Annotated in this window: 2 protein-coding genes; both read left to right on the top strand. The window is 62.6% G+C overall.

Translation table 11 applies throughout. The annotated features are described in order from the left end of the window. Positions 1–343, top strand: a 343-nt coding sequence (locus ACMLHG_RS04285; protein WP_417169674.1) for a hypothetical protein, incomplete at its 5' end; no start/stop codon positions are given. Between the two features lie 152 nt (positions 344–495). Continuing rightward, the gene (gene gyrB / locus ACMLHG_RS04280) at positions 496–2,982 is read left to right on the top strand and encodes a DNA topoisomerase (ATP-hydrolyzing) subunit B (RefSeq protein ID WP_295808443.1); all 2,487 of its coding nucleotides are present in this window, start codon (positions 496–498) and stop codon (positions 2,980–2,982) included. Positions 2,983–3,155: the final 173 nt, after the last annotated feature.

Here is a 3,155-nt window from a genome sequence, read left to right as displayed (position 1 = left end):
GCTCTACTGCTTCCCGAACGGGCGGCCGCAGGAGGCGGTGGTGACGCTGGCGAACCCCTTCGGCCGGGAGCTGCCCGCCTCCATGACGGTCTCCGTGCCGGCCGGCTGGAAGGCGGTTCCGGACCGGCTCACCGGCACCGTGCCGCCCTTCTCCCGGCTGCTGCTGAAACTCGAAATCACCGCGCCGGAGAAGTTCACGCCCGGCGAGAAGGCGAAGATCCTCCTGCGCGACGAAAACGGCAACTTCCCGCCGATCGAAGCGGAGTGTGAAATTCTGAAGAAAATCCCGGCGTATCCGGTGCTCGGCGGTCCGATTTCCGGCGGCGAATTCACCGGAAACTGACCCGGTTCCTCCCCCCTCCTTCCCCGCGGAAACGGCGGGGAAGGAAATCTCTTCAAAAAGTGCACTTTTTCCGCCGGAAAAATTGCATTCGGCCCGGTTGTGGTGTATGTTAATCCATTGCATGAACAACCTTTGGAGAGACAGTGGGTCATATGAGTGAAAACAACGTTGACATAAGCAGTTCCAGTTCCGAATACAGCGCCAGTAAAATCACCGTGCTCGAAGGGCTCGAAGCGGTCCGGGTCAGACCGTCGATGTACATCGGCGACACCGGGCAGCGCGGACTTCACCATCTGGTCTACGAAGTGGTGGACAACTCCATCGACGAAGCGCTCGCCGGATTCGCGACCCACATCGAAGTGACCATCCACCCCGACAACTCGATCACGGTCGAGGATGACGGGCGCGGCATCCCGGTGGACATCCACGAGGGCGAGGGCAAGCCCGCCGTCGAAGTGGTGCTCACCATCCTGCACGCCGGCGGCAAGTTCGACCACAACTCCTACAAGGTCTCCGGCGGACTGCACGGCGTCGGCGTCTCCTGCGTCAACGCCCTCTCCGACTGGATGGAGGTCGAGGTCTACCGCGGCGGCAAGGCCTATTCGATCCGCTTCGAACGCGGCGTCACCACCGTGCCGCTCCACGAGCTCGGGCCGACCACCAAGCGCGGCACCCGGGTCACCTTCAAGCCGGACGGGACCATCTTCCCCGACACCGTCTACGTCTGGGACATCCTCGCCAAGCGGCTGCGCGAACTGGCGTTCCTCAACTCCGGAATCCGCATCACGCTCACCGACGAGCGCGCCGAGACGCCCGACCAGCCGGTCCGCACCGAGAAGTTCCACTACGAGGGCGGCATCCGGGAGTTCGTTGCGATGCTGAACCACAACAAGGAGCTGGTCCACCCCGACGTGATCTACTTCCACCGCGAGCGGAACAACATCGACGTCGAAGTGGCCATGCAGTACTTCAACGGCACCTCCGAGAACATCTTCAGCTACACCAACAACATCAACACCGTCGAGGGCGGTTCGCACCTGACCGGATTCCAGACCGCCCTCACCCGTACCATCAACAACTATACCAAGACGATGATGAAGAACGACACGCCGCTCTCCGGGCCGGATGTGCGCGAAGGGCTGTCGGCGGTCATCAGCGTCAAGGTGCCCGACCCGCAGTTCGAAGGGCAGACCAAGACCAAGCTCGGCAACTCCGAAGTGCGCGGCATCGTCGAATCGGTCATCAACGAGGAGCTCGGCGCCTACCTCGAAGAGAATCCGCAGGTGGCGCAGAACATCGGCAACAGCGCGATGCTGGCGGCGCGGGCCCGCGAAGCGGCCAAGAAGGCGCGGGAAACCGTCCGCAGAAAAGGCGCGCTCGAAGGGCTCGGGCTGCCCGGCAAACTGGCCGACTGCTCCAACCGCGATCCCTCCCGCTGCGAACTCTACATCGTCGAGGGTGACTCGGCGGGCGGTTCGGCGAAATCGGGCCGCGACAGCGGATTCCAGGCGATTCTGCCGATTCGAGGCAAACTGCTCAACGTCGAGAAGGTCCGCGCCGACAAAGTGTTTGAGAACAAGGAGATCCAGTCGCTCATCTACGCGATCGGCTGCGGCATCGGCGAAGAGTTCGACGTCTCCAAGGCGCGCTACCACCGCGTGGTCATCATGACCGATGCCGATGTGGATGGTTCGCACATCCGCACGCTGCTGCTGACCTTCTTCTTCCGGCAGATGAAGCCGCTGATCGAGGCAGGATACGTCTACATTGCCAAGCCGCCGCTCTTCAAGGTCACCAAGGGCAAGAAGCAGGAGCGCTACATCGACACCGAGGATCAGCTCGACCGCTACCTGGTCAAACTCGGCGAAGAGGACATCACCGTCAAGGATGCCGACGGCAATCCGATCGAACCGGAGCGGCTCAGCGCGCTGGTCGAGCTCTACACCCGCGCCTCGCAGGCGGCGGCCGGTCTCCGGCGCTGCGGCGTCGAGCCGAACGAATACTTCGAAGCGATCACCGAAGACGGGCGCTGCCCGATCAGCCACATCACGGTGCGCGAGATCGACGGCACGATGACCGAACAGTACATCTACACCCCCGAGGAACAGCACGCTTTCATCGCCGCCGCCGAGGAGCGGCTGGGCGGTCCGGCGCCGGAGGTTCCGGAAGGAGATCAGGCGGCGGCCGCCGCGGCGGCGGAACGGAGCGCCGAACTCGCCCGCCACATCGACGTGGTGAGCATCTTCGAAGCGGCGAACTGCGAAGCGCTGACCCGGGATCTCGCCGCGCACGGCCTGACGCCGCGGCAGGTGTTCGACAAGGCCGGGGCGAAGTTCCTGGTGACGACGCCGCGCACGCCGGAGACGGCGGCGGAGTCGCTCGAGGAGCTGTTCCGGGCGGTCCGCACCAACGGGCAGGACGGGCTCCGCATCCAGCGCTACAAGGGGTTGGGTGAAATGAACGCCGAACAGCTCTGGGAGACCACAATGGATCCGCAGACCCGGACGATGATCAAGGTCCGCATGGAGGACGCGATCGAGGCGGACCAGATCTTCAACCTTCTGATGGGCGATGTGGTCGAACCGCGCCGGGAATACATTGAGAAATACGCGGCCGGCGTCAAGGATCTGGATATCTAGGCGACAGAGAGCGGAAAACAGTTCAAGATCAAGAAAAGGAGATGGTATGATAAATAGCTGACGTTCGCGGTTTCTGCTTGCGGCGTGTAATTTATGGCGATTAACTTACACGTATGGAAGCGGACAGGTTGCAGACTGAATATTTATTTGAGGCGCCTCCGAGAAGAGGATGA

The organism is Victivallis sp. (genome assembly GCF_048170485.1).
Lineage (GTDB): Bacteria > Verrucomicrobiota > Lentisphaeria > Victivallales > Victivallaceae > Victivallis.
The sequence above is the reverse complement of the archived record's forward strand: the minus strand, read 5'-3'. Positions and strand labels throughout refer to the sequence as shown.